Origin of the sequence: Leptolyngbya sp. FACHB-36 (assembly GCF_014695955.1) — a bacterium.
In the GTDB taxonomy this organism is placed as follows: domain Bacteria; phylum Cyanobacteriota; class Cyanobacteriia; order Leptolyngbyales; family Leptolyngbyaceae; genus FACHB-36.
The window spans coordinates 1-6,967 of record NZ_JACJPG010000378.1; the positions used below are offsets into that span (position 1 = coordinate 1).

General features: G+C 50.9%; 4 protein-coding genes and 2 pseudogenes. 5 read left to right on the forward strand and 1 reads right to left on the reverse strand.

What is annotated here, in order from left to right; translation table 11 throughout:
- Window positions 1–166: 166 nt before the first annotated feature.
- Together H6F43_RS23085 and H6F43_RS23090 are read left to right on the forward strand one after the other, a co-directional pair.
- A pseudogene (locus H6F43_RS23085) lies at window positions 167–253 on the forward strand (WD40 repeat domain-containing protein); the annotation flags it as partial.
- Complete coding sequence (locus tag H6F43_RS23090; RefSeq protein ID WP_347272398.1) at window positions 227–1,021, forward strand: WD40 repeat domain-containing protein; 795 nt, start codon at window positions 227–229, stop codon at window positions 1,019–1,021. The pseudogene H6F43_RS23085 and the gene H6F43_RS23090, both read left to right, overlap by 27 nt.
- A gap of 5 nt (window positions 1,022–1,026) precedes the next feature.
- On the opposite strand, the pseudogene H6F43_RS10640 reads toward H6F43_RS23090, so the two are convergent.
- Window positions 1,027–1,601 (reverse strand): annotated as a pseudogene (locus tag H6F43_RS10640) (hypothetical protein).
- 415 nt (window positions 1,602–2,016) lie between these two features.
- On the opposite strand from H6F43_RS10640, the gene H6F43_RS10645 reads away from it, so the two are divergent.
- Genes H6F43_RS10645 through H6F43_RS10655 form a run of 3 tightly spaced genes read left to right on the forward strand, consistent with a single transcriptional unit; the run spans window position 2,017 to window position 6,867 of the window.
- Window positions 2,017–4,263 (forward strand): AAA-like domain-containing protein, encoded by a 2,247-nt coding sequence (locus tag H6F43_RS10645; RefSeq protein ID WP_347272399.1) that lies wholly within the window; start codon window positions 2,017–2,019, stop codon window positions 4,261–4,263.
- Window positions 4,264–4,268: 5 nt separating this feature from the next.
- Entirely contained in the window at window positions 4,269–6,206 is a 1,938-nt protein-coding gene (locus tag H6F43_RS10650; protein WP_190342746.1) for an AAA-like domain-containing protein, read from the forward strand.
- Window positions 6,193–6,867 (forward strand): hypothetical protein, encoded by a 675-nt coding sequence (locus H6F43_RS10655; RefSeq protein WP_190342747.1) that lies wholly within the window; start codon window positions 6,193–6,195, stop codon window positions 6,865–6,867. The genes H6F43_RS10650 and H6F43_RS10655 overlap by 14 nt, the downstream gene beginning before the upstream one ends.
- Window positions 6,868–6,967 lie beyond the last annotated feature (100 nt).

The following is a 6,967-nucleotide window of genomic DNA, read 5'->3' on the forward strand; positions in this document are numbered from 1 at the left end:
CTGGCACTCAATCTCTATCGAGACTTAGGCTTTAACAATATGGCTCAAGCCCAGCGTCGTTGCGGTTTCAGCTTGAAGCAACTCATATCAGTTTTTAGAATGAAATAGCCCTGGTGCTGATCATAGAGTTCAATTATGGGATCTTAACTCTTATCAGTGCTTAAAAACCTTAAAGGAACACTCTGCCTGGGTAAGTTCTGTTGTATTTTCCAAGTCAGGGAAGATGTTGGCTAGTAGTGACGACTACACGATAAAATTATGGGACGTAAGCAATGGGATATGTATCAAGACCTTGAGGGGGCATAAAAATTCGATACGCTGCATATCCTTTGGGCTTACTGATAAAATTTTGGTTAGTGGTAGTCGTGACCAGACAATCAAAGTTTGGGATGTCAATAGCGGTGAATGCCTCTCAACTCTACAAAATACTGGCAAAATAGAATCGATTGCTTTTAATCCTGTCCGTGAATTAATTGCTAGCGGTAGCACTGATGGTGTCATCAGTCTTTGGAATATTTACACTGGAGAGTGCCTTCAGTCTCTTCAGGGTCATAGAGATTGGGTTCGCTCATTGGCATTTGATCCGACTGGTAACCTCCTGGCTAGTGGAAGCTCAGACAATACTGTGATGATTTGGGATCTAGACAGTAACAAGTGCCTTCACGTTCTTTCCGATCATGAAGATCGGGTGACTTCAGTTTCATTTAATTCTTCAAGCGGAGTTCTTGCCAGTGGTAGTTATGACCATACAATTAGGTTGTGGGACGTCGTTAACGGCCAATGTCTACAGATCCTTCAAGGTCACTCTAGCCTTATCTTTTCAGTTGCCTTCAGTGCAGATGGAAAAAACCTTGTTAGTAGCAGCATGGATGAGACAATCAAAATTTGGGATCTTCAAACTTATAAATGTATTGGAACTTTAAAGGACCGCCCCTATGAAGGTATGGACATTACTGGAGTCAAAGGTTTACCCGAAGCAGAGAAAGCTACTCTGAAAGCATTAGGGGCGATTGAGCAGTAAAAAATTCAGTTCAACCGCTGCACTACTTCTATCCAATTCTCAATGCCTTTTCTCGTAGGTGTTCCATTCTTTGTAAATGTCCAGATGTTTCGCCCACGCTGAGGACCATAGCTGATGTGAATGGGTTGATCGCTCCCATAGTAGTACAGCGAGTCAAACGGTAACTGCTGTTCTAGAATCCACTTTACGAGGCGATCGCTCTCCAACTCGACAATCCGAAAATCACAGGCAGCACCAAGGCGATCGCAGTAATACTTGCCATTCCGATTCACCTCATGCGCCATATGCTGATCGAGGCTTGGCGCGACTCGTCCGTTTTTGATCCCTGTCTGTGGGTCTTTCTGGTTGAGATAGCGTTTCAGGTTGATCGAGCAGAACCCATAGGTTAACTGAAAGCGCTCCTTGCCAAAATGGTCATCACAGGATCGAGGATGTGCTGGCAAAGTGCTTGCAACGCCGGGAGTGTCTCCGCTAAGTTTTTGGGATACGGGTTGATTTGCTCGGCATACTTTCGGTAAGTCTGGGTGCAGGTGCAGAACACTTCCAAGTTGAGGTGCTTGCCTAAAGCCGTGTCCTGCATTTGTTCTAATCCTCCTGAGTTGAGCGATCGGACTTTGAACGGGAATCAAATCACTCTACTCAGTTTGTCGCCTGATCATCCAGTTCTCCTCAGTAAGTTGTCGAACTTACGGCTACACCCAGCAATTGCAAGGCTGAGATCTCTTTGCCTCCTTTGGATAGGTCTGCCTCAATTACAATCGCTGTGGTAGGAGTCACGCGACTGCCTCAAGAGCCGTCTAGCACTCTGCAAAGAACTTACGTCAAATTCAGCATAGATAACCTTCTGCTGTACACTACGGGCTACATTTCTTTTCTACGAACTTACCCCGGAGCAAGATCACCACAACCTCTAGAGGCTATGTAGAAGTTCAACTAGGCACTTGTGTTAATAAAAAACCATCGAAATGTTGACTACCTATTAAGTTCAGCGAGTTATTTCTCACCGCCGCTATACTTCAGAGAAATCCCCACTCTCCACGACGATGAGTCCTACTGCTCAGGTCAAGAAGATTCTCATTCTGTCAGCCAATCCCAGAGATACTGACAAGCTACGGCTAGATGAAGAGGTTCGAGAGATTCGATCGACGCTCCGGCGATCGAAAGATCGAGCGCAGTTTGAAATTATTGCTGAATCGGCAGTGCGGGTAGATGACCTGCTGCCAACGCTGTTGGATTATGAGCCGCAAATCGTTCACTTTTCCGGGCATGGAACGGGAAGTCAGGGGTTGGCGCTGGAGAACGCGGTTGGGAAAGCTCAGCTTGTGAGTACAGCCGCCCTTGCCAGATTGTTTAAAGCGTTCAAAACCAAGATTGAATGTGTGTTCTTGAATGCCTGCTACTCAGAGGCGCAGGCGGACGCCATTCATCAGCATATTGATTATGTGGTGGGCATGAACAAAGCCGTTGGTGATCGCGGCGCGATCGAGTTTGCCGTCGGCTTTTATATGGGGCTGGTCAACGGACGATCGTATGAAGAGGCGTTTGAGTTGGGCTGTACTGCCGTGGATTTAGAAGGCATTCCAGAGTCTTCGACGCCCGTGATTCGAGCAAGAGCGCGATCGAGGGTGGCAGATGAGCAGAGTCAGCTAGTTCCAACGGACGCGCTAAGCGCCTCGACCACTTCTTCAGAAGACTCTACCCGCATCTTCATCAGCTACCGCAGTCAAGACCCCGACAAGCAATTGGCTCAGGAGTTTTACACCGCCTTGAAACAAGCTGGGCACGAAGCATTCATGGCGGGAGAGAGTATTCGGCTGGGGGAAAATTGGTCGCAGCGGGTGGACCTGGAACTGGAGCGGTGTGACTATTTCTTGCTGCTGCTGTCGGCGCAGTCGGCAGTGAGCGAAATGGTGACAGAGGAAGTGAGACGGGCAAAGCAGCTACGGGATTTACGTCCAGAGCGGAAGCCGCAACTCTTACCGATTCGCGTCAATTTCCCGATGAATTCGCCTCTGAATTACGACCTGCGGGGCTATTTACAGCAGATTCAGCAGCGGGAGTGGACCGCGCCTACGGATACGCCCAAAATTTTGCAAGAGGTGTTGAGTTTGATTGGCGATCGCGGCGAATGGATTGAGCCGGAGCCATCGTCGCTGTCTGCAGTTCCCCTGATCGAAACGGTGGATGCGCCGCCTTTGCCTGTGGCGGAACCGGAACTATATCGAGAACCGGGGGGATCGGTGCCGCTGGAGTCGGGACTGTATGTGGAGCGATCGCCGATCGAAGCCGATTGCTACAGCGAGATTTTGCAGCCAGGAGCGCTGATTCGGATTAAAGCACCCCGGCAGATGGGCAAAACGTCGCTGATGGCGCGGATTCTAAATCACGCCAATCAGCAGGGTTATCAAACAATTCCCTTGAGTTTTCAGCGGGCGGACAGCAAGCTGTTTACCGATTTGGACTTGTTTTTGCGCTGGTTTTGTGAACAGGTGGGGCGGCGGCTGAAGCGGCGGGAGCAGCTTGAGGAGTATTGGCAGGGCTATGGCAGCAAGGACAAGTGCAACGCCTATTTTGAAGAGTGCTTGCTGGAAGAGATCGACAGCCCGATCGTGCTGGGACTGGATGAGATTGACTTGATTTTTCCGCATCGTGAAGTTGCTGATGACTTCTTTAGTCTGCTGCGATCGTGGTACGAATCAGCACGGTATGGTGATTCTGGCAGCGAACTATGGGCAAAGCTGCGGCTCGTGGTGGTGCATTCGACGGAGGCTTATGTTCCGGTGAATATGAACCAGTCGCCATTTAATGTGGGCAGAAATGTGGAACTGCCTGAATTTACGGCGGCGCAGGTGCAGGATTTAGCGCGGCGATATGGGCTGCACTGGCAGGAGAGCCAAGTTGAGCAGTTGGTGACGCTGGTGGGCGGACATCCCTACTTGGTTCGCAAGGCGTTCTACCATCTGCGGCGGCAGGAGGTGACGCTGGAGCAACTGCTGCAAACCTCGCATACCGAAGCTGGCATTTATAGCGACCATTTGCGGCGGCATTTGCTGAATCTGCAACGGTATCCGCAGCTAGCGGAGGCGTTCCGTCAGGTGGTGGTCAAAAGTAAGCCCGTCGAGTTGGACTCGGACCCCGCTTTTAAGCTGGAGAGCATGGGATTGATTAATCTGTACGGCAACGAAGCCACGACACGCTGTGATTTGTATCGGCTGTATTTCCGCAATTATCTGGGAGCTTAAGGGCGATGAGTACACCCCCCAGCCCGAAGTATCAGTATCAAGTTGGCGGCAGTCTGGAGAAGGATGCACCCAGTTATGTGGTGCGGCAGACAGACGAAGAGTTTTACAGGGCGCTGCGATCGGGCGAGTTTTGCTATGTGCTCAACTCGCGGCAGATGGGCAAGTCGAGTTTGCGGGTGCAGACGATGCGGCGGCTACAGGCGGATGGCGTTGCCTGCGGGGTGATTGATATTACCTCGATCGGCAGCCATGCGATTACGCCTGCTGAGTGGTATCTGGGAATTGTGCGCCGTTTGGCGAAGGCGTTTGGCACGAGTGGAAAAACGCTGAAGTGGTGGAACAATCGCGAGGGGATCTCCCCGGTGCAGCGGCTGGGGGAGTTTATCGAAGAAGTGCTGCTGGTGGAGGTGGCGCAGCCGATCGTCGTGTTTATCGATGAGATCGACAGCGTGCTGCGGCTGGAGTTTAAAGATGATTTTTTTGCGCTGATTCGGGCGTGCTACAACCAGCGGGCGGAAAAGGCGGAGTATGGGCGATTGACGTTTGGGCTGCTGGGGGTGGCGACGCCTTCGGATCTGATTCAGGACAAGAGCCGGACGCCGTTTAATATTGGCAGGGCGATCGAGCTTCAGGGGTTTCAGCTAGCGGAGGCAGAACCGCTGGTGCCGGGGTTGGAGCAAAAGGCGGACCACCCGCAGGCAGTGCTGAGGGCGGTGTTGACGTGGACGGGAGGACAGCCGTTTTTAACCCAAAAGCTGTGTCAACTAATTGTGGAATCTCCGTTTCAGATTGCGGCGGGGAGTGAAGCGGAGTTGGTGGAGCAACTGGTGCGATCGCGGATCATCACCAATTGGGAAGCGCAGGATGAGCCGCAGCACTTACGGACGATTCGCGATCGATTGTTGAGCAATGAGCAGAGATCGGGACGGTTGCTGGGGCTGTATCAGCAGATTTTGCAGCAGGATGGAGTTGCAGCAAATGACAGTCCAGACCAGATGGAACTGCGATTAGCGGGACTGGTGGTGAGACGGGCAGGACGGTTAAGCAGCTATAACCACATTTATCTAGAGGTGTTTAACTCGGAGTGGTTGGAGCAGGGACTGGCGAGGCTGCGTCCTTACACAAAGGCATTGGATGCTTGGGTTAGTAATCACCACGAGGAGTCTTGGCTGCTGCGGGGGCAGGCGTTGCAGAGTGCTCAGGTGTGGGCGAGGGACAAGAGCCTGAGCACTCTGGACTATCAGTTTTTGGCAGCGAGTCAGGAAGCGGAGCAGCAAGCTGTTGAGAGCGCTCTGGTTGTTGAGCGGCAGCAGCGCGAGATTGAGCAACAGGCACGGCAAAAAGCGGAAGAAGCAAATCAGGTTTTAACTGAAGCCAAGCAGAAAGCACAGCGACGGCTGCGATTTAGTTCTGTAGTCTCCGTTGGTATTTTGGTGGCAGGCATTGCTGCGGGAATGGTGGCAACTAAATCGGTGACGGAGGCAAGACAGAAAGCCGCAGACGTTGAACAAAAGGCAGATCAACGAGTCAAAGAGGCAGACAGGGAGCTAGCGCTGACTCAGCAGGATGCGACGACAATTCGACAGCGGGCAGAGGAACGCCAGCGGGAAGCAAATCAGCAGGTGATGATAGCAAACGCCAAACTAGTGCAGACGGAGCGTGAAGTCGCGCAGAAGGTGGAGGCAGCCAATCAGCGGTTAGCGGTGGCACAGGAACAGACTACGCAAGCGCAACAGGAGCAAACAAGGGCACAGCAGGCACAGAAACAGGCAGAGCAGGAGACTGCTAAGCAAAAAATACAATTGGAGCAACAATCGAAGATTGCCTTTGCACAGAAGGTGATATCAAAAGCTGAAGCTATGAGAAGACGAGGTAAGAGTCAATTACAACTTAGTATGCTACTTGCTGTAGAAGCAGGGTTGGTTAAAAATGCTTCAGGCTGACACCTTCAACTTCTCTCAGCAAGCGTATGGTGAATTATTACTGATTCAATACCTGCAATATCAAGACGAATGGTCAGTTGATCGAATACGCACTCACATTGCTACTCAGGATAATGAAGCAATTCTTTGTGGGCTTGCTCATGCAGCAAGTCACTTGTGGGTACAAAGAAGATGTCGGGCGCTCGCGGCAGAAATTCTTTACACCCTTGCGTCTTCGCCTTCTACGGTTGTTCAACACGCTGTGGTGAATGTTTTTCGTTGCAGCCGAGAGCAATTCAGGTTGGATAAGGGAATGCAGAAGATTATTCAAGCAACTTGCCAGAACCAGGGAGTCCTTCTAGAAGCTGCGATCGATTTGACTGAAATTATTGAGGCAGAAGAACTGGTAGAGAACAATCCAGAAGTTGTTGTAGAAGTAGTTAGAAGTCTGTTGGGTCTGGGTGGCGAACTTACCAATCCAGCACGGGCTACAGCACTGGTGGCTGAAAGTTTGACTACGATCGCCATTCAGCTACACCGTCACCATCTTTATCGTGAAGCGGGGTTAGAAATCTTTGAGCAACTTCTAGCCCTCAACCTTCGAGAAACCCAGTCTGCATTGGAGACGCTTGATCGTCGATCTATAAAAACAAGTTATTACGTAAGTCCTAGGTTGTGTTGATAATTGTATGAAGTTGGGCTGACTAAGCTAAAAGGCAATGTCAACCCCAACGTTACTGAGCGACGACCTGTGGGACAAACTGCTTGAGCTTTTACGCTAC